At 63.8% G+C, this 22,375-nt stretch carries 18 protein-coding genes and 2 pseudogenes; 9 read left to right on the top strand and 11 right to left on the bottom strand.

What is annotated here, in order from left to right; translation table 11 throughout:
- Positions 1–29: 29 nt before the first annotated feature.
- Together ACZ0AV_RS08135 and ACZ0AV_RS08130 are read right to left on the bottom strand one after the other, a co-directional pair.
- A complete protein-coding gene (locus tag ACZ0AV_RS08135; RefSeq protein ID WP_499150569.1) occupies positions 30–1,301 on the bottom strand; it encodes a sensor histidine kinase in 1,272 nt (423 codons plus the stop codon).
- Entirely contained in the window at positions 1,291–1,974 is a 684-nt protein-coding gene (locus tag ACZ0AV_RS08130) for a response regulator transcription factor (RefSeq protein WP_499150568.1), read from the bottom strand. Before ACZ0AV_RS08130 ends, ACZ0AV_RS08135 begins: the two co-directional genes overlap by 11 nt.
- 106 nt (positions 1,975–2,080) lie before the next feature.
- Here ACZ0AV_RS08130 and ACZ0AV_RS08125 point away from each other — a divergent pair, with 106 nt between their 5' ends.
- From ACZ0AV_RS08125 to ACZ0AV_RS08115, 3 genes are all read left to right on the top strand, one after another.
- Entirely contained in the window at positions 2,081–2,770 is a 690-nt protein-coding gene (locus ACZ0AV_RS08125; protein ID WP_499150567.1) for a dual specificity protein phosphatase family protein, read from the top strand.
- Positions 2,767–3,135, top strand: a complete 369-nt coding sequence (locus ACZ0AV_RS08120) for a hypothetical protein (protein WP_499150566.1) — start codon at positions 2,767–2,769, stop codon at positions 3,133–3,135. Before ACZ0AV_RS08125 ends, ACZ0AV_RS08120 begins: the two co-directional genes overlap by 4 nt.
- A 176-nt stretch (positions 3,136–3,311) precedes the next feature.
- Complete coding sequence (locus ACZ0AV_RS08115; RefSeq protein WP_499150565.1) at positions 3,312–3,551, top strand: DUF6434 domain-containing protein; 240 nt, start codon at positions 3,312–3,314, stop codon at positions 3,549–3,551.
- 30 nt (positions 3,552–3,581) lie between these two features.
- Here ACZ0AV_RS08115 and ACZ0AV_RS08110 read toward each other — a convergent pair whose 3' ends face one another.
- The 3 genes from ACZ0AV_RS08110 to ACZ0AV_RS08100 all read right to left on the bottom strand — a co-directional run bounded on the left by ACZ0AV_RS08110 (position 3,582) and on the right by ACZ0AV_RS08100 (position 6,543).
- Entirely contained in the window at positions 3,582–4,268 is a 687-nt protein-coding gene (locus ACZ0AV_RS08110; RefSeq protein ID WP_499150564.1) for an HAD family hydrolase, read from the bottom strand.
- Positions 4,269–4,401: 133 nt separating this feature from the next.
- The gene (locus ACZ0AV_RS08105; protein WP_499150563.1) at positions 4,402–5,745 is read right to left on the bottom strand and encodes an APC family permease; all 1,344 of its coding nucleotides are present in this window, start codon (positions 5,743–5,745) and stop codon (positions 4,402–4,404) included.
- Between the two features lie 3 nt (positions 5,746–5,748).
- The gene (locus ACZ0AV_RS08100) at positions 5,749–6,543 is read right to left on the bottom strand and encodes a methyltransferase domain-containing protein (protein ID WP_499150562.1); all 795 of its coding nucleotides are present in this window, start codon (positions 6,541–6,543) and stop codon (positions 5,749–5,751) included.
- Between the two features lie 231 nt (positions 6,544–6,774).
- On the opposite strand from ACZ0AV_RS08100, the gene sbcD reads away from it, so the two are divergent.
- Complete coding sequence (gene sbcD, locus ACZ0AV_RS08095; RefSeq protein WP_499150561.1) at positions 6,775–7,989, top strand: exonuclease subunit SbcD; 1,215 nt, start codon at positions 6,775–6,777, stop codon at positions 7,987–7,989.
- A gap of 70 nt (positions 7,990–8,059) precedes the next feature.
- On the opposite strand, the pseudogene ACZ0AV_RS08090 reads toward sbcD, so the two are convergent.
- The 3 genes and pseudogenes from ACZ0AV_RS08090 to ACZ0AV_RS08080 form a co-directional block, all read right to left on the bottom strand.
- Positions 8,060–8,650: pseudogene (locus ACZ0AV_RS08090) on the bottom strand (methyl-accepting chemotaxis protein); the annotation flags it as partial.
- Positions 8,651–8,917: 267 nt separating this feature from the next.
- Positions 8,918–9,604, bottom strand: a pseudogene (locus ACZ0AV_RS08085) (cache domain-containing protein); the annotation flags it as partial.
- 383 nt (positions 9,605–9,987) lie between these two features.
- Entirely contained in the window at positions 9,988–10,725 is a 738-nt protein-coding gene (locus ACZ0AV_RS08080) for a GntR family transcriptional regulator (protein ID WP_499150560.1), read from the bottom strand.
- A 174-nt stretch (positions 10,726–10,899) separates the two neighbouring features.
- On the opposite strand from ACZ0AV_RS08080, the gene ACZ0AV_RS08075 reads away from it, so the two are divergent.
- Together ACZ0AV_RS08075 and ACZ0AV_RS08070 are read left to right on the top strand one after the other, a co-directional pair.
- The gene (locus ACZ0AV_RS08075; RefSeq protein WP_499150559.1) at positions 10,900–11,730 is read left to right on the top strand and encodes an amidohydrolase family protein; all 831 of its coding nucleotides are present in this window, start codon (positions 10,900–10,902) and stop codon (positions 11,728–11,730) included.
- Positions 11,731–11,762: 32 nt separating this feature from the next.
- Positions 11,763–13,064: an SLC13 family permease gene (locus ACZ0AV_RS08070; protein ID WP_499150558.1), complete on the top strand. Its 1,302-nt coding sequence runs from the start codon at positions 11,763–11,765 to the stop codon at positions 13,062–13,064.
- Positions 13,065–13,176: 112 nt separating this feature from the next.
- Here ACZ0AV_RS08070 and ACZ0AV_RS08065 read toward each other — a convergent pair whose 3' ends face one another.
- From ACZ0AV_RS08065 to ACZ0AV_RS08055, 3 genes are all read right to left on the bottom strand, one after another.
- Positions 13,177–14,304, bottom strand: a complete 1,128-nt coding sequence (locus ACZ0AV_RS08065; RefSeq protein WP_499150557.1) for a PQQ-dependent sugar dehydrogenase — start codon at positions 14,302–14,304, stop codon at positions 13,177–13,179.
- Positions 14,305–14,648: 344 nt separating this feature from the next.
- The gene (locus ACZ0AV_RS08060; protein WP_499150556.1) at positions 14,649–15,137 is read right to left on the bottom strand and encodes a cyclophilin-like fold protein; all 489 of its coding nucleotides are present in this window, start codon (positions 15,135–15,137) and stop codon (positions 14,649–14,651) included.
- Between the two features lie 312 nt (positions 15,138–15,449).
- The gene (locus tag ACZ0AV_RS08055) at positions 15,450–16,343 is read right to left on the bottom strand and encodes a LysR family transcriptional regulator (protein ID WP_499150555.1); all 894 of its coding nucleotides are present in this window, start codon (positions 16,341–16,343) and stop codon (positions 15,450–15,452) included.
- Positions 16,344–16,501: 158 nt separating this feature from the next.
- Between ACZ0AV_RS08055 and ACZ0AV_RS08050 the strand changes: the two genes are divergently transcribed.
- From ACZ0AV_RS08050 to ACZ0AV_RS08040, 3 genes are all read left to right on the top strand, one after another.
- Positions 16,502–17,701 (top strand): MFS transporter, encoded by a 1,200-nt coding sequence (locus ACZ0AV_RS08050; RefSeq protein WP_499153328.1) that lies wholly within the window; start codon positions 16,502–16,504, stop codon positions 17,699–17,701.
- A gap of 45 nt (positions 17,702–17,746) precedes the next feature.
- Complete coding sequence (locus ACZ0AV_RS08045) at positions 17,747–18,775, top strand: alpha/beta hydrolase (RefSeq protein ID WP_499150554.1); 1,029 nt, start codon at positions 17,747–17,749, stop codon at positions 18,773–18,775.
- Positions 18,776–18,931: 156 nt separating this feature from the next.
- Positions 18,932–22,345 (top strand): AAA family ATPase, encoded by a 3,414-nt coding sequence (locus tag ACZ0AV_RS08040; protein ID WP_499150553.1) that lies wholly within the window; start codon positions 18,932–18,934, stop codon positions 22,343–22,345.
- Positions 22,346–22,375: the final 30 nt, after the last annotated feature.

Raw genomic sequence — 22,375 nt, 5'->3', positions numbered from 1 at the left:
GAAGCCGTTAAGCGGACGTGAAAAAAACGTTAGGTCGCGGTCTCGAATAGCACCTGGAAACAGCTCCCGGTGACCGGCAGGCTGTGCACCGATATCTGCCACCCCTGATGCGCGCAGATACGCTTGACCAGCGACAGCCCCAGGCCGAGGCCCTCGCCACGGGCCTGCTCGCCGCGCACGAACGGATCGAAGATCTGCTCGTGGTGCTGCTCGGGAATGCCGACGCCGCTGTCCTCGACCCGAAACCCGCCAGGCTGCAGGGTCAGCTTCACGAAGCCGGTTTCGGTGTAGTGCAGGGCGTTGCGCAGCAGATTGGCCATCACCGTACGCAGCAAGGTGGGGTTGTAGACACCCTCATCCTGCGCCTGCACCTCCATGCGGAAATCCAGGCCTTTCTCGCGCATCAACGGAGCCCAGACATCGACCTGTTCGTCAGCGATCTGGCGCAGGCTGGCGCTACCGGCGAACAGGCTTTCGTTGCCCTTGACCCGGGCCAGTTGCAGGAAGGTCTGCACCAGATCCTGCATTTCCCCGCTGGCTCTTTCGATGCGCGCCAGCTGCTTGCGTTGCGCGGGCTGCAGCTCAACCTGCGAGAGCAGTTCGCAGGAGCTGGCGATGACCATCAACGGGGTACGCAGCTCGTGGCTGACGTCGCTGGTGAACAGCCGCTCGCGCTCCAGCGACTGGCGCAGGCGGCCCAGCGTGCTGTCGAAAGCGGCAGCGAGCTGGCCGACCTCGTCGTCGGGGTATTCCGGCGCCAGGGCAGGGGCCAGCGGCAGTAGCTGGTCGCGGTGGCGCACCTGGTTGGCCAGCTTGCTCACCGGGCTCATAACCCGCTCGGACATGAACCATCCCAGGCCCAGCGCGCCGAGTACCGACAACAGAAACCCCGCCAGCACGACGTTGAACAGCACCTGCTCGCGTTTCTCGAATTCGCTCTGCTCCTGCACCAGCAGGTAGCGCTCACCGTTGATCATCTGGGTAAAGATGTAGAACGCGCGCTCGCCCTCGACCTGTTCGCTGAAGCCTTCCGGCAGATCGGCATAGCGGTCGGGAATGGCGTACTCAGGGTAATTGGACGCATAGAAGCGGGTTCTCGAGTCCAGGCGTGGCGACTCGCCGCTCTTCAGGTCCTGCTGCACCACCACGCCCAGTTCCAGGGCGAGTTCTTCGGAAACCAGGTGTTCCTCGATGAGATGGACAATGGCCACGATGCTCAGGGAAAACACCCCGCTGACCAGGATGGTCATGGTCACGAAGGCGATCAGGATGCGCCGTCGGAAGGGCTGTTTAGTTTCCATCGCGATTCGCTGCCAGGCGGTAACCCACGCCGTGCAGGGTATGCAGCAAGGGTGTGGCGAAGGGTTTGTCGATCGCCTGGCGCAGTTGGTGAATGTGGCTGCGCAGGCTGTCGCTGTCCGGGCAGTCGTCGCCCCACAGGGCTTCCTCCAAGGCCTCGCGGCGCACCACGGCGGGGGAGCGCTGCATCAGCACGCCGAGCAGCTTCATGCCCAGCGGGTTGAGTTTGATGGGCAGGCCAGAGCGCGTGACGCTCAGGGTGTCGAGGTCGTAACTGAGGTCGGCGACTTCCAGCACACGCCGGCGGTTGCCCTGGGAGCGGCGCAGGATGGCTTCGATGCGGGCAACCAGTTCGGACAGCGCGAAGGGTTTGACCAGGTAGTCGTCGGCACCTGCGCTGAGCCCCTGCAGGCGGTCTTCCAGGGCATCACGGGCGGTGAGCATGAGGATCGGGATGCTACTGCGCGCTTCCTCGCGCAGGCGACGGCACAGCTGGTAGCCGTCGAGGCCAGGCAGCATGATGTCGAGCACGATCAGGTCGTAATGGCCCTGCGTGGCCAGGTGCAGCCCGGACAGGCCGTCCTGGGCGCAGTCGGCGGTGTAGCCCTTGAGCTGCAGGTAATCCAGGATGTTGGCCAGGATGTCGCGGTTGTCTTCGATCACCAGAATGCGCATGCAACGTTCTCTTCACAGGGATTGACGCTTTTTTCACGAAGCAATGACGGCGCCCTCACGGGGGGCTCGCAAGACTGTGGCTCGTTCATCCAGCCAGGACCATACGATGCCACAGCTGCGCTACGCCTCACCACGCCCGTTGTCGTTTGCCCGCTGGCTGCTGGCGATTTTGCTGGCCATGCCGCTTTCGGTTGCCTGGTGCGCCGTGCAGGTGGTGGGCGACCCGCCTGCGGACCTACCCTGGGCAACCGCGGTAGACACGACCTTCAATCTCTATCGCATGCAGCCGGACCTTTACCGCAGTGCACTGCCGAGCGCCGACCGGCAGGCCGAGCTGCAGCGCCTGAAGATCGCCACGGTCATCAACTTCTACCAGCGCAGCGATGCCCAATGGCTGAGCGACCCGCGCATTCGTCAGGTCCACCAGCCCCTGCACGCCGACCGTGTCGACGACGCCGATGTGTTGCAGGCGCTGCGCGCCATTCGCCAGGCCCAGGCCGATGGTCCGGTGCTGATCCATTGCAGGCACGGGCAGAACCGCACCGGCATGATCGCGGCCATGTACCGCATCGTCTACCAGGGCTGGAGCCGGCAGCAGGCAATCGACGAGATGCGCGAAGGCGGCTTTGGTGGGCGTGAACGTTTCGACGATGCCGAGCGCTACCTGCGGGGCGTCGACTTGCAGCGCTTTCGCAGCGCGTTGAACAGCGGCGCCTGCAGCACCAACCCATGGGCGTACTGCGTGTTGAAGGCAAAGGTTCTGGGCGCGCTTGGCGCAGACGAGATGACGCCATGACCAACAAGCGCCGATTGCTGCTGGTGATGCTGCTGGCCCCGCTGGCAGGGGGCTGCCAGAGTACCCAGCAATACCTGCTCGCCCAAGGTTACCCGCCGGAGTTCGCTGCAGGCTACGCCGATGGCTGCAGCAGCGGCGACAGCGCCGCCAAGGCACTTGGCGCCTTTCGCAAGAATGTGCCCGCCTACCTGGCGGACCTTGCGTATTCCACCGGCTGGGACGACGGCTTCCGGCAGTGTCAGGCCAGCGCCAATGCGGCCATCGAGCGTCGTCTGCAGCGTGACAGTGACGAGGACCGCGACTGGCGCAGGCAGGTCGATCAGGACATGGCCAGCGCCTTGAGACGTTCGCGGAAAAAAGGCTGAGCGCCAGCCAGGCCTTTAAAAAGACATCAAGGCAGGGCACATTGGTGCGCATGGTGGCGGGGCGCTGGTGCGCCGCGTGCGGCCTGTTTCCAGCCGATCGTCGAGAGGCTTGCATGCCCTCGTACTGATTGGCTGGCCGGTGCTGTAACGGTGGCTTGATGGGGAAGGGGCAGCGCATGACGTTCGACTGGCACAGCGGCAGTATTACCCGCGATACGCCTCTGAGTGGCGATTACCGCAGCACCCAGAACGTGCGGCGTTTCATGCGGACACAGTGCGGTGCCGCCTTTCGTTTCGACCGCGCGTTCATGGCCTGGATTCGCAGCGGAGCGCCGCGCACCATGGGCGATGTGGTCGACGAGTGGCAACAGCGCAACGGCATCGCAGGGGCCGGCACACAGGGCGACGGCGCTTAGCGAACCGCCGCCGGAATGTCGGTCAGAGCTTCAGGCTCCGCCCTCTTGCAGGCGCCGCACCAATCCCGGTAGCTCGCTCATACGTCCTATCAGGTGCTCAACGCCCAGCTGACGCAGGGCTTCGCCGTGTTCCGGAGGGATGTGGCTGGCGCCGAGAAAGCCGATCACCTGCATGCCGGCGGTCAGCGCGGCGGTGGCGCCGGTGATGCTGTCTTCGACGACCAGGCAGTTGCGTGGATCGACGCCAGCACTTTCCGCAGCGAGCAGGTACAGGTCCGGCGCGGGTTTCGGCCGCTCGACCTGGTCGGCGCTAAACGCGCCACGGTTGACTCGTTCAACCAGCTCGCAACGTTGCAGGGCGAAGGCCACCGCGTCTGCATAACTGTTGGAGGCGACGGCCAGCGGCAAGTCGATCTTCAGCAGGGCATCGCGTACGCCTTCGATTGGCTGCACTTCAGCGCGGATTAGCGCCTTGATGCGGGTGCGGTTCTCTTCGAGAAAGCCTTCGGGAAGGCGTTTGCCGAAGTGCGCTTCGACCCGCGCCAGAATGTCACGGCTCTGCAGCCCGAAGGTGCCGGCCAGTACCACGTCGAGTTCATGGGCCGGATAGTGTTCGGCCAGTGCCGCGTGCAGGTGGCGCTCGGCGATGATCTCGCTGTCGATCAGTACGCCGTCGCAGTCGCAGATCAGCAGTTCGATGGGCATTTTCGGCGGCATGCGTGGGGTTCTCCTCGGCAAAGAAACCCTGTTTAGCATATTCCGTCGCTCGGGTGTGCGTAGCCCCGGCCCCGCCAGGCAGGCTGCAGGCCCCAGCCTGGAGGCTCGGCCGTGCAGCGCGGGCCGAGTCGATCTAGAGCGGCGCCGATTGCGCGGCAGGGCGTTGCAGCAGCAGGAGCGGCAGGCCGGCAGCGAGTACCAGCAGGCCAAGCAGCGCTCCCGCACCCGCATACAGCGCGCTGGAGACGAACAGCGCCAGGCAGCTGGCGGCGAACAGCAACGGCATCAGCGGGTACAGCGGCACACTGAACGGTCGCGGCCGATTCGGCTGCAGGCGGCGCAAGCGCAACAGCGACAGCGCGGTCAGGCACATGAACAGCCAGAACACCGGCGCGGTGTAGGCGACCATGCTCTGCACGCCGCTTTCGCTGAGCGCACCGAACAGAATCAATGGCAGGGTGATCAGGCATTGCACCAGCAGCGCCCGTACCGGAGTCGCTGCCCGGTCATTCCAGGCACCGAGCATGGACAGCTGCGGTACGTCGCGGCCCAGCGCGTAGTAAACCCGCGAGCCAGTGAGGATGGTTGCATTCAGCGTGCTGATCGCGGTGATGCAGATCAGCACGCTGAGCAGCACGCCGCCCCATGGCCCGGCGACGATGGTCATCAGGTCGGCGCCGATGGCGGTTGACTGGCGCAGGCCTTCGAGCCCGAAGATGTTGATGAACACCAGGTTGGCCAGCAGGTACACGGCAGTCACCACCAGCGTGCCGAGCAGCAGCACGCGGCTCATGTTGCGCCCGGGGTTGCGCAGTTCGCCGGAGAGGTACGCCGCCTCGTTCCAGCCGCCGTAGGTGAGCAACACGAACACCATGCCCATGCCGAGCATGCCGGCCAGGTTGCCGCTGACCTCCGTGGCGGCGGGCGCCAGGGCCTCCACCGGCTCGGCCAACATCAGGCCGGCGATGATCACCGTGACCAGCGCTGCCAGGGTGATGCCGGTGAACAGCACCTGCAGGCGCTTGGATTCGTGGGTGCCGAGGATATTCAGGGCAGTCAGCGCCAGCACCACCAGGGTCGCGTGCCAGGCGCTGCCGTAGTCGCCCAGTGGCAACAGGCGCTGGGCATAGTCACCATAGATGAATGCCACCACGGCAATCGCCCCGGTCTGGATCACCGTGCCCCTGGCCCAGGCGAACAGTAGGCTTACCTGCCGCCCCCAGGCCAGGTTGAGGTAATGGTATTCACCGCCGCGATCCGGGTAGCTGGCACCGAGCTCGGCGTAGCACAGCGCGCCGACCAGCATCACCAGGCCTCCGGCCAGCCACAGGGCGATATACAGCACGGCGTTGTCGGCGTGCTGGGCGACCAGGGGCGGGAAGCCGAAGATGCCCACGCCGATCACCACACCGACCAGCATGGCGACGCCGTCGATGACCGACAGGCCGGGTTGTCGTGTCGCTGTGCGTGCGTTCATGGCTTAGCTCCGTCGCGCGCGCCAGCCCGTCACCGCGCCTTCGGCGGAAATCGGTTCGATGCGATCACCCTCGACCTGGCCGACGTGCAGCTTGCCGTCCACCTCGAAGCGCAGTTCGGTGCCGTTCAGGCGGCCGCGCAGCTGTTCCTGGTGCTGGGTGGTGCCGGAGACTTCCTGGAAGCGCTGCTGCAGCTCGACCTCGAAGGTTTCGCCTTCGCTCTCGATCTGCCAATTGCCGGCTACCTGTGCCGGTACGATCCACAGATAGATGCGCGCGCCCTCGACGATATCGCTGCGGTCAGGCTCCCAGTCCTCCATGCTGAACGCGTGGGATACCACCCGGGTGCCGGGCTTGAGGGTCTCCAGGATCACAGGGCGCAAGCGCAGGTTGACCGAATTCAACAGGTACATGGTCAGCACGTCGGCATCGGCGATGTCCTTCTTGAACAGGTCGCCCTGCTCGAACTCCACCTTGTCCGCAACACCGGCCTGCTGCGCGTTGGCTTCGGCTTCCTCGATGCGCTGAGGGTTGAGATCGATACCGTAGGCGGCCCTGGCGCCGCGGTCCTTGACGGCCGAGATGGCGATACGGCCATCACCCGAACCCAGGTCGATCACGTAGTCATCGGGGCCGACGTTGGCCATTTCCAGCATGCGCGCCACCACCGGCTCGGGCGTCGGCACGTAGGGCACGTCGAGGGCGATTGGCTGGGCGTGGGCGGCGGCGCTGTGCAGCAGGCCGCACAGGGCCAGTGCGGTGGCGCAGAACGACAAGGGGCGGGCGGGCACGTTACTCATCGGCGTTGACTCCTCGACAGGATCGATAGGGGCAGGGGACGATTTTCCGACCGAGGCCCGCGCGGCATGGTTCGGCCCGTGAAACGACCGGTGCCGGGCCATTCGTTCGCAAATGCTCGCCAGCTCAGCTATCACGGTGTCTGCAGGTGTGTTACCTGATGTGAAACCATTGCCTTGCAGGCGCCGAAAAGGCATGGTGGCCGGGTTTTTTCAGTCACGGATCGGGCCCGCATGCGCCTTCTGCACACCTCCGACTGGCACCTGGGCCAGCACTTCATGGGCAAGACCCGCCAGGCCGAGCACCAGGCGTTTTGCGCCTGGCTGATCGAGCAGGTGCGCGAGCACGCTGTGCAGGTGGTACTGGTCGCGGGCGACATCTTCGACACCGGCTCGCCGCCCAGTTACGCCCGAGAGCAGTACAACCATTTCGTGGTTGCCCTGCGCGACACCGGCTGCCAGTTGGTGGTGCTCGGCGGCAACCACGATTCGGTGGCCATGCTCGGTGAAAGCCGCACCTTGCTGGCCCAGCTCGGCACCCGGGTGATTCCCGGCGTTGGCGTTCACCTGCAGGACCAGTTGCTGGTGCTCGACGGCGCCGATGGCGGGCCGGCGGCGCTGCTCTGCGCCATCCCCTTCATTCGCCCGCGGGATGTGCTGCGCAGCGAGGCGGGGCAGAGCGCGGCGGACAAGCAATTGTCGCTGCAGCAAGCTATTCATGGGCACTATCAGGCGCTCTTCGAACTGGCCCAGGCGCGTCGCGCAGAACTGGGCGCCGCGCTGCCTATCATCGCCACTGGGCACCTGACCACCGTGGGTGCCAGTGCCAGCGAGTCGGTACGGGAAATCTACGTGGGCGCGCTGGAAGCCTTCCCGACGTCATCGTTTCCGGCTGCCGATTACATCGCCCTGGGGCATATCCACCGGCCGCAGAAGGTCGGTGGCCTCGACCACATCCGCTACAGCGGCTCGCCGATCCCACTGAGCTTCGACGAAGCCAGGCAGCAGAAGGAGGTGTTGCTGGTCGAGGTGGACACCGCCGGGCTGCGTGAGGTGCGCGCCCTGCCGGTGCCGTGCTTCCAGGCCCTGCAGTCGATTCGCGGCACATTGAAAACGTTGCCCGCCGCCCTGGCCGAGGCGGCTGCCGCCGGCAGTGCTGCATGTCCGGTGTGGCTGGAGGTGCAGGTCGAAGGCGACGATTACCTCAGCGATCTGCAGGTGCGAGTCGCCGCGTTGTGCGAGGGGCTGCCCGTAGAGGTATTGCGTATTCGCCGCGCCCGCGGCAGCGCCGTGGCCAGCCTGCAGGGCGAGCAGGTGACCCTCGATGAGCTGACGCCGCAGCAGGTGTTCGCCCAGCGCGTGCAGCAGGAAAACCTCGACGAGGCGGATGTGCAGCGACTCGAAACGCTCTACCGCGGGGTACTGGAACACCTTCGCAACGACGGTTGATAGCGGGGCGCTTGACTGCCAACGCCACCTGGGCCAGGCCGCTCAGGTGGCGTTTTTCGTGGGGCAGACGCTAGACGCGGAATTGCCCCAGCAGGCGACCGAGCTGCTCGGCGAGTTGCTTGAGGTGCTGGCTGGCGGCACTCGACTGCTCCGCCGACTCGGCGGCGCTGTGGGCCAGGGCGGCGGTGTGGGTGACGTTCTGGTTGATGTCGTCGACCACGTGGGACTGCTGCAGGGTAGCGCTGGCGATGGAGGCATTGAGCCCGGTGAGGTTGCGCAGTGACTGAGCGATCTGCGCCAGGCTTTCGCCGGCCTGGCTGGCTTGCTCGACCGTCAGTTGCGAGGCCCGGCTGCTGTCGCTGATGGCCTTCACCGCGGCCTCGGAGTTGCCCTGCAGGCGCTCGATCATGCCCTGGATTTCCGCGGTGGATTTCTGTGTGCGCTGAGCCAGCAGGCGCACCTCGTCCGCCACCACGGCGAAGCCGCGGCCCTGCTCACCGGCCCGCGCCGCTTCGATGGCCGCATTGAGCGCCAGCAGGTTGGTCTGTTCGGCGATCGAGCGGATCACCTCCAGCACCCCGCCGATCTGCGTGCTTTCCGCGGCCAGCGACTGGATCACCGTCACCGCCTTGTCGATGGTGCCGGACAACTGATCGATCTGCGTCAGGCTGGCGTCGATGTTGCGCTGGCCCTGCTTGGCCTGCTCCTCGGCGGTGTGCACTTCGCTGGAGGCGTGTTCGGCATTCTTCGCCACGTCCTGCACGCCGTAAGTCACCTCGTTGACCGCGGTGGCGACCAGCTCCATCTGCTGCGCCTGCTGCTGGCTGTGCTGCTGGGCGGCGCTTGAGATATCGCCCAGCGAGCGCGCCGCCTGGTCGAGCGAGCCGGCGGAGTCGAGCAGTTGGCGGATCACCTGACGCATCTTGCCGGTGAACGCGTTGAAATGGCCGGCCAGGGCGGCGAGTTCATCACGGCCCTGATCGTCGAGCGTATGGGTCAGGTCGCCTTCGCCACTGGCGATGTTGGACATCGCCGTCACCGCCTGCTGCAGGGGCAGGGCGATGCTGCGCGAGATCAGCACCACCAGCGCGATCAGCAGCAGGGCGGCCGGTATGCCGATGGCCAGAGCGCGCAGGGCCTGGGATTTGAATTCGGCCTGCACGTCGTCGACATACACGCCGGAGCCGATGATCCAGCCCCAGGGCTGGAACAGCTCGACGTAGGAAATCTTCGGCACCGGCTCGCTGCTGCCTGGCTTGGGCCAGCGGTAATTGACCTCGCCCGCGCCCTGGGCACGGGTAACGGCAACCATGTCGCTGAACAGGGCCTTGCCGTCCGGGTCCTTGAGGCCGGAGAGGTTCTGCCCTTCGAGCTTGGCGTTGGTGGGGTGCATGATCATGGTCGGCGTCTGGTCATTGATCCAGAAGTACTCCTGGCCGCCGTAGCGCAGCCCGCGGATCACGTCTATCGCCTGTTTCTGCGCCTGTTCGCGGGTCAGGCTGCCGTTGGCTTCCAGACCCTGGTAGTACTTGAGCAGGCCAACCGCGCTCTGCACCACGTGCTGGGTCTTTTCCGACTTGCCGGCGTAAAGCCCTAGGCTGATCTGGTGGAGCATGTACGCGCCGAGCAGCACCATCATCAGAACAGGCAGCACGATGATGAGCCATAGGCGACGGTTTATCGGCAAGCGGCGCAAGCTGTTCATGGGCGCATTCCTGATTCTGTTGTTGTAGTTGTTGTTGGCAGCACGGCATCTTTCTTCAAGCACCTGATAGCACTTCGGCAGCACCGCGTAAATCTAAATAGCGGGCCGCCAAGATTTACTTGTGCGAGCGGGCGGATGCGGGATCCGGCCTGGCGTCAGGCGCTGCAGGGGCAACGCGTTATGCGGGGAGGGCGAAGGTCAGGCGCGCCGGGCGGCGTGTGCTGCAAGCAGCCCCGGCGGAAGGAACGGTGAGCGGGCTCCTGGTGCTAGCGGCATGGCGCCCGGCTGTCGTTTCAGCAGATGTCGATCTGGTAGCGGAAGTTGTCCGCCGCTGCGCGTGACAGGCGATATTCCAGCGGGCTGTGGTCGTAGCCCAACGCGGTGCGCTCGATCACCACTATCGGTTTGCCGGGGTCGATGGCCAACAGGCGCGCGACCTCATCGTCGGCCGTGGCGACCGTCAGGGTCTCCCGCGCCGAGGCGATACACTGGCCGCATTGCTTCTCGTAAAAAGGGTAGAGCAGGTCGCCGAAGGTTGCCGAATCGATATCCAGCAGCACGATGAAGCGCGAGGCGGGCAGCCAGATTTCCTCATGAAACAGGGTGCGGTCCTCGATCATCCGCAGGCGCTCCATGCGCAGCACCTGCTCGCCCTGCTTCAGGGCGAGTGCCTTGGCGACCTCCCTGGGGGCTTTGTGCAGCGCCTTCGACAGTATCTGGCTGCGGGGTATTTCCTGGCCACCGCTGGCGTTCACCTGGCGGAAGAAGCGTGCCAGCGAAGCATCGAAGTTCGGGCGGCGCACAAAGGTTCCTCGGCCCTGGCTGCGCAGCAGCAGCCCCTCGTTGACCAGCGTATCCACCGCCTTGCGCACGGTGCCGATGGCCACCCCATAGAGCTTGGTCAGCTCCGCTTCGGTAGGGATTGGCGCGCCGGGCGACCATTCCCCCGCGGCGATCTTGGCGAGCATTTCCTCACGCAGCCGCTGGTACAGGGGCAGGCGCTGGTCGTATCCGAGGGTCGAGGCATTCATGTGTCGTTCATGTCCGGTTGCCACAGGCAGGCAGCAACTCTACCACCGGCAGGTCGATTGACAGAATGGCAAAGTCATATATATGGTTAACTATTCATATATATGAATTAATGTCGTGATAACAGCGGCCGCGCTGACGCCGGCCTCCATAACAATCGATCAGGTAACGCTTTCATGAGCACGTCCAACCCCGCCTTCACCGGTGTCGACACCCATGCGCACATCTTCCGCCAGGATCTGCCAATGGTCGCCAACCGCCGTTACAGCCCTGCTTACGACGCCCTCGTCGAACAGTATCTCGACCACCTGGACCGCCACGGCCTGTCTCACGGCGTGTTGATCCAGCCAAGCTTTCTGGGCACCGACAACCGTTTCATGGTCGAGGCCCTGCACCGCTTTACCCAGCGCCTGCGTGGAGTGGCCGTGGTGGAGGCCTCGGTCAGCGAAGCCCAGCTGGACGAGCTCGGCGCTTGCGGCGTGGTCGGCATCCGCTTGAACCTGATCGGCAAGGCGCTCGAGGATTACACCGGCCCGGCGTGGACCGCGCTGTTCGAACGGCTGGCGCGCCGCGGCTGGCAGGTAGAGATCCAGCGCGGGCTCGATGACCTGGCGCAGATCGTGCCGGTCATCCTGGCCACCGGGGTGACCGTGGTGGTCGACCATTTCGGCCTGCCGAGTGGCGGCATCGATGTGCAGAAACCCGGTCATCAAGCGTTTCTGCATCTGCTCGGCCATTCCCGGGTGTGGCTGAAGCTCTCCGCGGCTTACCGCAGCCAGTGCGCACCGGCCCAGGCGGCGAGCGTGTTGATGCAGGTGCGCGAAGCAGCGGGCGGCATCGAACGGTTTGTGTGGGGCAGCGATTGGCCGAACACCCAGTTCGAAGATCGGACAGACTATGCCAGGCAGTTCGAACTGATCGAGACGTTGTTGCCGGACGCGGCCGAGCGGCGCCAGGTGCTGGTCACCAACCCCGCGCGCCTTTTCGGTTTCACCCGCAGCCGCTGATCCCATTCGAACAACAACAGGAAAACTCCATCATGATGAGCATGCTCGTCGTCGCGGCCATCGTCGTCGCGGTCGCCCTCGGCTACAAAACCAAGATCAACATCGGTCTGTTCGCCATCGCCTTCGCGTACCTGATCGGCTGCTTCGGCATGGGGCTGAGCCCGTCCGAGGTCATCGGCATGTGGCCGCTGAAGATTTTCTTCATCATCTTCTCCGTGTGCCTGTTCTACAGTTTCGCCACCGTCAACGGCACCCTGGAAAAACTCGCCGAGCATCTGATCTACCATTGCCGCCGTGTGCCGCAGCTGTTGCCTTTCGCGGTGTTCTTCACGGCAACGGTGATCGCGGCGATGGGCGCGGGTTATTACACGGTGCTGGCGTTCATGGCGCCGATCACCCTGCTGCTCTGCCAGCGCACCGGCATGAGCCTGATCGTCGGCGGCATGGCGGTGAACTACGGTGCGCTGAGCGGCGCCAACTTCATGTCCAGCCAGAGTGGCATCATCTTTCGTGGCCTGATGACCAACGCCGGCATCAGCGACAACGATGCCTTCATCAATGCGTTCGGCATCTTCGTCAGCACCCTGGTGATTCCGTTGTTGGTCATCTCCGCGTTCGTGTTCCTGACCCGTGAAGGTCGAGCGATGAAGGCCGCGGTGTTCGACGCCAGCGAGCCGACGGCGCTTGATCGCGAGCAGAGGATTACCCTCTGGCTCACCCTGGCGATGATGGCCATCGTGCTGGCTGCACCTATCGCGCATATCGCCCTGCCAGAGAACGCCACCATCACCTTCATCAACTCGAAGATGGACATCGGCCTGATCGCCAGCATCTTCTCGGTGATCGCGCTGTTGCTCAAACTGGGTGACGAGCGCAAGGCCATGGCATCGGTGCCCTGGGGCACGCTGATCATGATCTGCGGCGTCGGCATGCTGATCTCGGTGGCCATCAAGGCCGGTACCATCGATCTGCTGGCCTCCTGGATCGGCGGCAGTATCCCGCCAATTCTGGTGCCAGTGGTGTTTGGTGTGGTGGCGGCGTTCATGTCGCTGTTCTCCAGCACCCTGGGCGTGGTCACCCCTGCGCTGTTTCCCATGGTGCTGCCGATCGCGCAGGCCCTGGGCCTGGAACCCATGGTGTTGTTCATCGCCATCGTGGTGGGCGCTCAGGCCACCTCGATTTCACCATTTTCCTCCGGTGGTAGCCTCATTCTCGGTTCCTGCACTTCCGAGCAGAGTCGCGCCTCGCTGTTCCCGCAGCTGTTGTTCAGGGCCGCGCCGATCGGTTTCGTCGCCGCGCTGGTGTTCAACGTGCTGCTGACGTTCGTCTACTAGGCCGGTATCAAGCATTAAAAAACCGCAGCCAGGCTGCGGTTTTTTAATGGGCGACGCGGCAGGTCGCTGGCATCGAGCGACGCGATACCCAAGTGCAGGTATCGCCGCCCGGTTACTTGGGTTGCAATTCCAGCAAGCGACCGCTGCTGCCATCTTCGAGCAGCCAGATGCTGCCATCGGGACCCTGTTCCACTTCGCGAATGCGCGCACCCATGTCGTAACGCTCGGCTTCACGGGCGTTGTCGCCCTCGAACGCCACGCGTACCAGCGCCTCGGAGGAGAGCCCGCCGATCAACCCGGCGCCAGCCCAGCCGGGGAAGCGCTCACCCTGGTAAATGACGAAGCCTGCGGGAGAAATGACCGGGTTCCAGGTGAGCTTGGGCGCCTCGAATTCCGGGCGGGTATCGTGATCGGGGATCGGTTTGCCGCCGTAGTGGTCGCCGTTGGAAACCTCCGGATAGCCGTAGTTTTCGCCACGCACGATCAGGTTCAGCTCGTCGCCACCGGCTGGGCCCATCTCGTGCACCCAGAGTTTGTCCTGGGCGTCGAAAGCGATACCGAGCATGTTGCGATGGCCCAGCGACCAGACCTGAGCCGCCACGCCGCCTTGGTCGGCGAACGGGTTGTCGCCCGGCAGGCTACCGTCGTCGTTGAGGCGTACCAGTTTGCCGAGGTTGGCCTTCATGTCCTGGGCCGGGGTGAATTTCTGCCGCTCGCTGGAGGTGATCCACAACTTGCCGTCCGGGCCAAAGGCCAGGCGATGGCCGTAGTGACCGCCGCCGCTGACTTTTGGTGTCTGCTGCCAGATCACGCTAAGTTCGGTCAGCGCACCGCTGCCGTCATCATTGAGCTGCAGCTTGGCGCGCGCCACCGCGGCGCCCCGGGTATCGCCATCACCGGCTTCGGCGTAGCTGATGTAGACCCAGCCGTTGTCTGCGAAGTCCGGGTGCAACAGCACATCGCCAAGGCCGCCCTGGCCGCCGTAGGCGACTTCCGGCACGCCGGCGATATCGTGGGCCTTGCCGGTCTTAGGGTCGACATGTTTGAGCGCGCCGCGCTTCTCGGTCACCAGCAGCGTGCCATCGGGCAGGAAGGTCATCGCCCACGGCTCGTCGAGCGTGGCGCGCGGTTCTGCGGTGAATGGCCACTGCGCCTTGGGCAGTGCCTCGGTGGCGTGAGCGCTAAGGGTGGCGAGACTGAGTGCGATGCCACCGAGCAGGTGGTGAACGGGACGGACCATGGCGAATCTCTCTCCTTGTGAGCGGATCTCACACGTTACCCGCGCGTAGCGGGGGGCGGCGGAACGTTTTTGTTACTGCCCGCGACATGGGGCGATTTGCCCGAGTCGCTGGTGAGTTCGGGCGCTGTCTGGCAAGAGCGTGATTTTAGAAAACAATCTCCGTTAGGGCATCGAGGGAAAGTCGGTTGTACAGAGTATTGATTAGCTGCATGTAGGAACTCACACCGCTACCGTCTCTCCTTAATGCCAGCAAGTTCAACGCATGATGGTGCGTGATCTTCTCTTCAGCTGAGAGGGATTCTGTTTGCTTGTGTATGACTGCTCGCCTGATGCACACCTAACGTTCAGTGATTGATTAGTTCGAACCTGACGTTCAGCGGGCTTGGCTGGCGAATGATGTCTAGATTTGATTCGAGCGTGCCAAGCTTTATAAGCCCGGGCGAGTACGTGAAGCCTTTGTAGAAAATCGCAATATTGCCCCATGGGGCGTAATAGGCGAAATCTCCCGTTACCGGCGTTATACCTGGTGCTGCGTCTTGGGTGCTCAACTTGCGAGATAGCGTGGTGATCTTCTCGCTGGCGGCATAGTCTTCCAGCGTTAGGTCGAGTGGCAGCAGAGCGACGAAGTCTCTGGAGGTCTGATTATTTTCGAGGCTGATGGTCACGGACTCACCATTGACTAGCATTGCAACACGCATGGCTTGTTCTCGGTTGGTGGGCTGAGCTGTTTCTGCATAGGCCTGAGGCTGCAGGGTTGCGGCAAAAACACTGAGCCGCAGCAGGATAGTCAACCATCTCCCGGCACAGTGAGCGCTCAGCGTTTTTTCGATCATAGGGCGTACCCTGAAGCATGAGCGCTAGGAGGATGCAGCATATGTCACTACTGAGTAATTCATTACCTCGCCGGTCTTGTATGAGTATGTGAGGGTTACTCAATAATCACCCATACAGTGATAGTCAAACATGTTCTGCGTATTGTTGAAATGTCGCCTGGCAGGCTAAGCAATAGTCACACTTGTTGCGATGACGCCCATTCACTAAAGGTATGGCTACGCTGGGCTATCTATTTTCCCTGCCCTGGCCCGAGTTCAAACGGCTTGCGAAACCCGGACAAGTTCTCGGCAAGGCCAGCGCCGAAGTTCCTGTCATCCCCGATATCTGATTGCATCCACAAATGCCGTGAACGCGGGGGATGCCTGGTGGCGATTGGGATAATAGAGATGAAAACCTTCGAAGTAGGGACTCCAATCGGCGAGTACTTCCTTGAGGCGTCCGCTGGCCAGATGCGGTTCGGCTAGAAAATCCGGTACATAAGCCAGCCCTACGCCATCAAGGGCAGCGTTCAGGACGTGGATCATGCTGTTGGAGGTGAACTGGCCGCTGACCCGCGTGTTCAGCTTGCGGCCGTCCTTTTCGAATTCCCAGGCATAGCAGTTGCCATTCGGTGAGTGGCGGATGTTGATGCAGGTGTGCTGGGTCAGGTCTTGGGGCTGCTGCGGTGCGGGGTGCTTCTCGAAATACTCGGGGGTGCCGACGACCGACAGGCGCCAGTCCGGCCCCAGGCGTACAGCGATCATGTCCTTGCTGATCGACTCCCCGAGACGTATCCCCGCATCGAAACGCTCGCTGACGATATTGGTGAACCCGTAGTCGATGCACACCTCGACGTGAATGTCCGGGTACTGGGCCAGAAAACCCGTCAGCTTGGGGCGGATTATGTTCTCGGCGGCGTCATCGGAGCACGTCACACGGATGGTGCCCGCGGGCTTGTCGCGCATCTCGCCCAGCACTGCCACTTCTGTAGTGATCTGATCCAGCAGCGGTCCGATTGCATTCATCAGCTTCTCGCCCGCTTCGGTCGGCGCCACGTTGCGCGTAGTGCGAGCCAGCAAGCGCACCCCCATTTTTTCTTCAAGACCGCGAATGGTGTGGCTCAAGGCCGAGGCGGTGACGCCAAGCTTCACGGCTGCGCGAGTGAAGCTCTGATCCCGCGCCACTGCGAGGAAGGCTTGCAGGTCATTCAGTCTGGGTGTGCTCATTGCTGAGTTTCTCTCACAATCGCATGGAAATTGTGTCGTCTAATCATGGTAATCCCTTTGCTCTAGCCTGTGCTTCACATTTTTACGGTCGTCGGGCTGGCAGCGGATGGCATGCGTTGCGTCAGTTTGTCGGCCGGGTTCAGACAGGTCATTGGTGCATGAAAACATTTGCTTCATCTACGGGACACAATGCGGCTGCGGCCTATCCTCCCGCTTGGGGTGCAGTCTTTTCGATGGCGCTGTGTGTGGTCGTGCTGATTGCCTCGGAGTTCATGCCGGTCAGCCTGCTGACGCCCATCGCGCAGGACCTTGGCATCAGCCAGGGGCAGGCAGGTCAGGCGATTTCCATTTCCGGCTTCTTCGCGGTGTTGACCAGCCTGCTCAACACGCCGCTGACCGGGCGCTTTGATCGCAAAAGAGTGCTGCTCGGTTTCAGCTTCCTGCTGCTGTTATCGGGTGTGACGGTGGCGTTTGCGCCCAACGGCGTGGTGTTCATGACCGGTCGTGCCTTGCTGGGTGTCGCCATCGGTGGCTTCTGGTCGATGTCGACTGCCACAGTCATGCGTCTAGTGCCGAGGGATTCGGTCGCCAAGGGACTGGCGCTAATCAATGGCGGTAACGCGTTAGCCGCGACTGTCGCCGCGCCGCTGGGCAGTTTTCTGGGGCAGTACATTGGCTGGCGTGGCGCGTTCTTTCTGGTGATCCCGCTCGCGGTGCTGGCCTTCGCGTGGCAGTGGTTGAGCGTCCCGGCGATGAGCAGCCCGCAGAACAGCCGGGCGACCAATCCTCTCAAGCTGCTGCGCAATCCGCAGGTGGCCATCGGCATGCTCGCGATCATGCTGTTGTTCATGGGCCAGTTCGCGGTTTTCACCTACCTGCGTCCGTTTCTGGAAAGCATCACCGGCGTGAGCGTGACCACGTTGTCGCTGATGTTGTTGTTGCTGGGCCTCTGCGGTCTGGCAGGGACCTGGATGATCGGAGGACTGCTGCAGAAACGCATTTACGCCTACCTGATCGCAATCCCGCTGGCGATGGCTGTGCTAGCTGCTGTGTTGATTGCGCTGGGGCATTCGCCTGTGGCCGTCGCCTTTGTGCTCGGTGTCTGGGGACTGGTGGCCACGCCTGCGCCGGTGGCCTGGGGTTTGTGGCTCAGCCGCACGCTGCCAAACGACGCCGAAGCCGGTGGCGGCCTGATGGTTGCGGTCATTCAGATGGCGATCACCGTGGGTGCTGGCGTGGGTGGCGCGTTGTTCGATCACCTCGGCTGGTGGAGCCCTTTCGCATTTGGCGCCGTGGTGTTGTCCGGTTCGGCCGCCTTTGCCCTGGCCGCAATGCGCCACGCTCGATTCAGCGCATGAAGCAATAAAGAACCTTTGTTTATCCCTCGATTCAGGAAACCGCAAATGAAGAGACTTCTGGTGATACTTGGGCTTTTAGTGGGCTCTCATGTGGCAATGGGAGCAGATATGTCCAACGGCGCAGACAACTTCTACAAGAGCGACAGGCTCATTCAGCAGAAGGTGACGTTCAACAATCAGTACAAGATGCGCGTGGCCGGGAACCTGTTCATTCCGAAAGGCTGGGACCCGGACGTAAAGGGGCCGGCCATCATCGTCGGCCACCCCATGGGGGCAGTGAAAGAGCAGAGTTCCAACCTGTATGCACAGAAGCTGGCCGAACAGGGTTTCGTGACCCTGTCCCTGGACTTGTCGTTCTGGGGCGAGAGTGAAGGCCGACCACGCAATGCCGTATCACCGGACCTCTACGCCGAAGACTTCAGCGCGGCAGTGGACTTCCTTGGCACCCAGACCTTCGTCGACAAAAACCGCATCGGTGTTCTGGGTATCTGCGGCAGCGGCAGCTTCGTCATCAGCGCTGCCAAGATCGACCCGCGCATGAAAGCCATCGCCACCGTTAGCATGTACGACATGGGCGCTGCCAACCGTAACGGACTCAAGCACTCGCAGACGCTGGAGCAAAGAAAGAAGATCATCGCCGAAGCGGCGGCGCAGCGTGACCTGGAATTTGCGGGCGGCGAGACCAGATACACCAGCGGCACCGTGCACGAGATCACCGAAAAATCGCATCCGATCGAGCGCGAGTTCTACGATTTCTACCGTACGCCGCGTGGCGAGTTCACGCCTGAAGGCCAGTCGCCCAAGCTGACGACGCACCCGACGCTGACCAGCAACGTCAAGTTCATGAACTTCTATCCATTCAATGATATCGCCTCGATCTCGCCGCGACCGATGCTGTTCATCGCAGGCTCCGAAGCGCACTCGCTCGAGTTCAGCCAGGAAGCCTTCAAGCTCGCTGGTGAGCCTAAACAACTGGTGATTGTGCCAGGGGCTGGTCATGTCGATTTGTACGATCGGGTCAAACTGATCCCATTCGACGCGCTGAGCGAGTTCTTCAGAAAGAACCTGAAGTAACAGGCTCGACCGACCAAAACCCTGCTGGTGAGACGCATGTTGAGCCGGTATCCCAGCTGATCACTCTCCTCAACAAGCAGGGTCCCGGCATGGGCGACAGCCTCGCAACGGTGCGACAATAGCTGTTCTGCCGTGACCCGAGCTCAGTCCCCGTCCATGAAAATCCTCAGCCTGCGCCTGAAGAACCTCAACTCGCTCAAGGGCGAGTGGAAGATCGATTTCACCGCCGAGCCGTTCGCCAGCAATGGGCTGTTCGCCATTACCGGACCAACAGGCGCTGGCAAGACGACGTTGCTCGATGCCATCTGCCTGGCGCTGTATCACCGCACGCCGCGTATGGAACGGGTCGGCGGCGAGAACGAGTTGATGACCCGGCACACCGCCGAGTGCCTGGCCGAGGTCGAGTTCGAGGTGAAGGGGCAGGGCTATCGCGCGTTCTGGAGCCAGCGGCGCGCAAGGGACAAGTCCGATGGCGCGTTGCAGGGCGCCAAGGCCGAACTGGCGCGGCTCGATGGTGAGATCATCACCGACAAGCTCAGCGAGAAGCCGCGCGAAGTAGAGCGCCTGACCGGCCTGGATTTCGGCCGCTTCACCAAGTCGATGTTGTTGGCGCAGGGCGGTTTCGCGGCGTTTCTCGAGGCCTCGGCCAACCAGCGTGCCGAGTTGCTGGAGGAGCTGACCGGCACGGATGTCTACGGGCTGATTTCCCAGCGGGTGTTCGAGCAGACGCGCGAGGTGAAGACCCAACTCGACCAGTTGCGCGCCCGTGCCGATGGCGTCGAGCTGCTGAGCGATGAACAGCGCCAGGCCCTTGCGGACGAGGCTGAGCAATTGGCGGCCGAGGAGGCCAGGATGCAGCACGCCTGCGCCGAGGCGGGGCGACAACGCCAGTGGCTGACCGATCTGGCCCGTGCCGAAGAGCAGGTAAGCGTCGCCGCGACCCAGCTGGAGGCCGCAGTTCAGGCCGAGCAAAAGGCGGCAGGCGAGCTGATGCGCTTGCAGCACAACGAGCCCGCGCAACGGCTGCAGCCGATCTATCAAGCCAAGCGTGATGCAGGCAAGGCGCTGGTCGTGAGCGAGGACGAGCAGCGCGTGCATCAGCGCGAGCTCGCAGAGGTCAGCGAGCGCCTGCATGCCAGCCTCGAACAGGCGACGCAGGCCAGCGCTGCTGTCGCGCTCGACCAGCAGCAGACGCTGCAGCAGCTGGACGATGAATGCCGCGCCCTCGATGCGCAGTTGCAGGCAGCCGGCGACCAGGAGCGGCTGTTTGCGCAGCTCAGCGGCTGGCAACATGCATTCGAGGTGCGCCAGCAGGCGCAACAGGCCATTGCCGCGTTGCACCAGCGCCAGCAGGCCGGTGTCGAGCAATTGCAGCAGTTTCAGCTCAACCTGGGCGGCCTCGTTCGATCGGTGCAGGCGGCCGCCCAGGCCAAGGTCGATGCCGAGCAGCGGCTTGCCGAGGTCGAGGCGCGTTGGCACGAGGCGCTGGGCGGGCGCAGCGAAGCGCAGTGGCGCGACCACTGGCAACGCGTACATGCCCACGGCAGCGCACTGGAACAGCTGGCGCAACTGGCCGAGCGGCGCAGCCAACTGCACCAGCAACAGCAGCGGGTCGCCACCAGCCTGGCGCGCCAGCAGCAGGGGCTGAGCGAGCGGGAAAGCGAGCGTGAGGCCTTGCGTGCGCGCTATCGCGAGGTGAAGCAGCGGTTGGCCGATCAGGACAAACTGCTCGAGCAGGAGCAGCGCATCCAGGCCCTGGAGACGTATCGGGCGCAGCTGCAGGCGGGCGAAGCCTGCCCGTTGTGCGGCGCCACCGAGCACCCGGCCGTCGCCGCCTACCAGGCGCTGGATATCTCGGCCACCCAGCGCGAACGCGACGATGCCCGACTCGTCCTCGAGGCGCTGACCGAGCAGGGCCAGACCCTCGGCAATCAGGTCGCCGCGCTGCAAGCTCAGGTGGCGCATAGCCAGGAGCAGGCTGAGGACCTGCAGCGCCAGCTCGATGCACTGACCGCCACCTGGCAGCGCCTGGGCGAGCTGCTCGATCCGTTGCCGGAGGACCCGCAGGCCATTGCGGCAGCGCAAACCCGGCAGCTCGCCGAGCATGTCGAGGTCAGCACCACGCTGAAGAAGCTCGACGGTCTCAAGCTGGACCTCGAACGTGCCCGTCAGGACGGCAGCATCTGCACCCAGAAAAACCTCGCAGCCCAGCAGCAACTCGGTGCCGTGGAGCGCGACCGTGACCTGGCCCAGGCCGCGCAGCGGGCGCTGGCCGAGCAGCGTGAGGCACACGCTGCCCGGCAGCAGCAGGTCGAGGCAGAGCTGACCATGCAACTGGCTGCCTTCGGCCATGGTCTGCCTGATGACGGCGCCGCCTGGCTGGCCGACCGCCAGGCCGATGCCACGCGCTGGCAAGCGGCGCAGCAGCGGCGCCAGGCATTGACGCAACGGCTGCCGGCGCTGCAGCACCAGCTCGGCGAGGCACAGAAACGCGCGCAGCAATGGCTGGAACGCTGGCAGACTGGCGGCGGCGAACCGCTCCACGCGCAGCGGCTGGATGACCCGCAGGCGCAACTGGAAGCCGCGGACGCGACTTGGCAGAGCGCCGAGCGGCGCGGTCTGGAACTGCGCATTACCCTTGAGAGCCTGGCCCGGCGACAGATCACGTTGCGCGATGCCGAGCAAGCCGCTGCCGCGCAGTGGCAGGCGGCGTTGGCGAACAGCCCGTTCGACGATGAAACGGCTTTTCTCGGCGCGTTGCTCGATGACAGCCAGCGTGAGCAACTGCAAGCGCTCAAGGAGCGCCTGCAGACGGCGCGTACCGAAGCACATGCCTTGCACGCCGCCGCCCAGGCCCAGTTGACGGCGCTGCGAGCCGCGCCGCAGACCGAACACAGCGCCGCCTACCTCGACGAGCACCTGCAGGCGCTGCAGGCAAGCGTGAAACAGCTAGGCCAGCGCCAGGGCGAGATTCGCGGGCAGTTGCAGGGCGATGACACGCGCCGCCTCAACCAGCAGGCGCTGTTCGAGGCGATCACCGCCCAGCAGCGCGAGTACGACAGCTGGCAGCAGCTCAACAGCCTGATCGGTTCGGCCGACGGTGCCAAGTACCGCCGCTTCGCCCAGGGGCTGACGCTCGGCCATCTGGTGCACCTGGCCAACGGTCAGCTGCAGCGCCTGCATGGCCGCTACCAGCTGGCGCGCAGAGCCCAGGGAGAACTCGAACTGGAGGTGATCGACACCTGGCAAGGGGACATCGCCCGCGATACCCGCACGCTGTCCGGGGGCGAGAGCTTCCTGGTCAGCCTGGCCCTGGCTTTGGCGCTGTCCGACCTGGTCAGCCACAAGACGCGCATCGATTCGCTGTTTCTAGACGAAGGTTTCGGCACCCTGGACGGTGAAACCCTGGAAGTGGCGCTCGACGCCCTGGACAACCTCAACGCCAGCGGCAAGATGATCGGCGTGATCAGCCACGTCGAAGCGCTCAAGGAGCGTGTCGCGGTGCAGCTCAAGGTCAGCAAAGGTGTGGGTATGGGCTACAGCAGCCTGGAGAAACGTTATGCGCTTTGACCCACCGCCAGAGAGACGCCGGTGGCGATC

Source organism: Pseudomonas sp. AC532 (assembly GCF_979258965.1).
The sequence above is the reverse complement of the archived record's forward strand: the minus strand, read 5'-3'. Positions and strand labels throughout refer to the sequence as shown.

What these genes read in the sequence shown, in the direction of transcription:
- ACZ0AV_RS08135 (WP_499150569.1), bottom strand. Translation starts at nt 1,301, where the DNA reads ATGGAAACTAAACAGCCCTTCCGACGGCGCATCCTGATCGCCTTCGTG.
- ACZ0AV_RS08130 (WP_499150568.1), bottom strand. Translation starts at nt 1,974, where the DNA reads ATGCGCATTCTGGTGATCGAAGACAACCGCGACATCCTGGCCAACATC.
- ACZ0AV_RS08125 (WP_499150567.1), top strand. Translation starts at nt 2,081, where the DNA reads ATGCCACAGCTGCGCTACGCCTCACCACGCCCGTTGTCGTTTGCCCGC.
- ACZ0AV_RS08120 (WP_499150566.1), top strand. Translation starts at nt 2,767, where the DNA reads ATGACCAACAAGCGCCGATTGCTGCTGGTGATGCTGCTGGCCCCGCTG.
- ACZ0AV_RS08115 (WP_499150565.1), top strand. Translation starts at nt 3,312, where the DNA reads ATGACGTTCGACTGGCACAGCGGCAGTATTACCCGCGATACGCCTCTG.
- ACZ0AV_RS08110 (WP_499150564.1), bottom strand. Translation starts at nt 4,268, where the DNA reads ATGCCGCCGAAAATGCCCATCGAACTGCTGATCTGCGACTGCGACGGC.
- ACZ0AV_RS08105 (WP_499150563.1), bottom strand. Translation starts at nt 5,745, where the DNA reads ATGAACGCACGCACAGCGACACGACAACCCGGCCTGTCGGTCATCGAC.
- ACZ0AV_RS08100 (WP_499150562.1), bottom strand. Translation starts at nt 6,543, where the DNA reads ATGAGTAACGTGCCCGCCCGCCCCTTGTCGTTCTGCGCCACCGCACTG.
- sbcD (WP_499150561.1), top strand. Translation starts at nt 6,775, where the DNA reads ATGCGCCTTCTGCACACCTCCGACTGGCACCTGGGCCAGCACTTCATG.
- ACZ0AV_RS08080 (WP_499150560.1), bottom strand. Translation starts at nt 10,725, where the DNA reads ATGAATGCCTCGACCCTCGGATACGACCAGCGCCTGCCCCTGTACCAG.
- ACZ0AV_RS08075 (WP_499150559.1), top strand. Translation starts at nt 10,900, where the DNA reads ATGAGCACGTCCAACCCCGCCTTCACCGGTGTCGACACCCATGCGCAC.
- ACZ0AV_RS08070 (WP_499150558.1), top strand. Translation starts at nt 11,763, where the DNA reads ATGATGAGCATGCTCGTCGTCGCGGCCATCGTCGTCGCGGTCGCCCTC.
- ACZ0AV_RS08065 (WP_499150557.1), bottom strand. Translation starts at nt 14,304, where the DNA reads ATGGTCCGTCCCGTTCACCACCTGCTCGGTGGCATCGCACTCAGTCTC.
- ACZ0AV_RS08060 (WP_499150556.1), bottom strand. Translation starts at nt 15,137, where the DNA reads ATGATCGAAAAAACGCTGAGCGCTCACTGTGCCGGGAGATGGTTGACT.
- ACZ0AV_RS08055 (WP_499150555.1), bottom strand. Translation starts at nt 16,343, where the DNA reads ATGAGCACACCCAGACTGAATGACCTGCAAGCCTTCCTCGCAGTGGCG.
- ACZ0AV_RS08050 (WP_499153328.1), top strand. Translation starts at nt 16,502, where the DNA reads ATGAAAACATTTGCTTCATCTACGGGACACAATGCGGCTGCGGCCTAT.
- ACZ0AV_RS08045 (WP_499150554.1), top strand. Translation starts at nt 17,747, where the DNA reads ATGAAGAGACTTCTGGTGATACTTGGGCTTTTAGTGGGCTCTCATGTG.
- ACZ0AV_RS08040 (WP_499150553.1), top strand. Translation starts at nt 18,932, where the DNA reads ATGAAAATCCTCAGCCTGCGCCTGAAGAACCTCAACTCGCTCAAGGGC.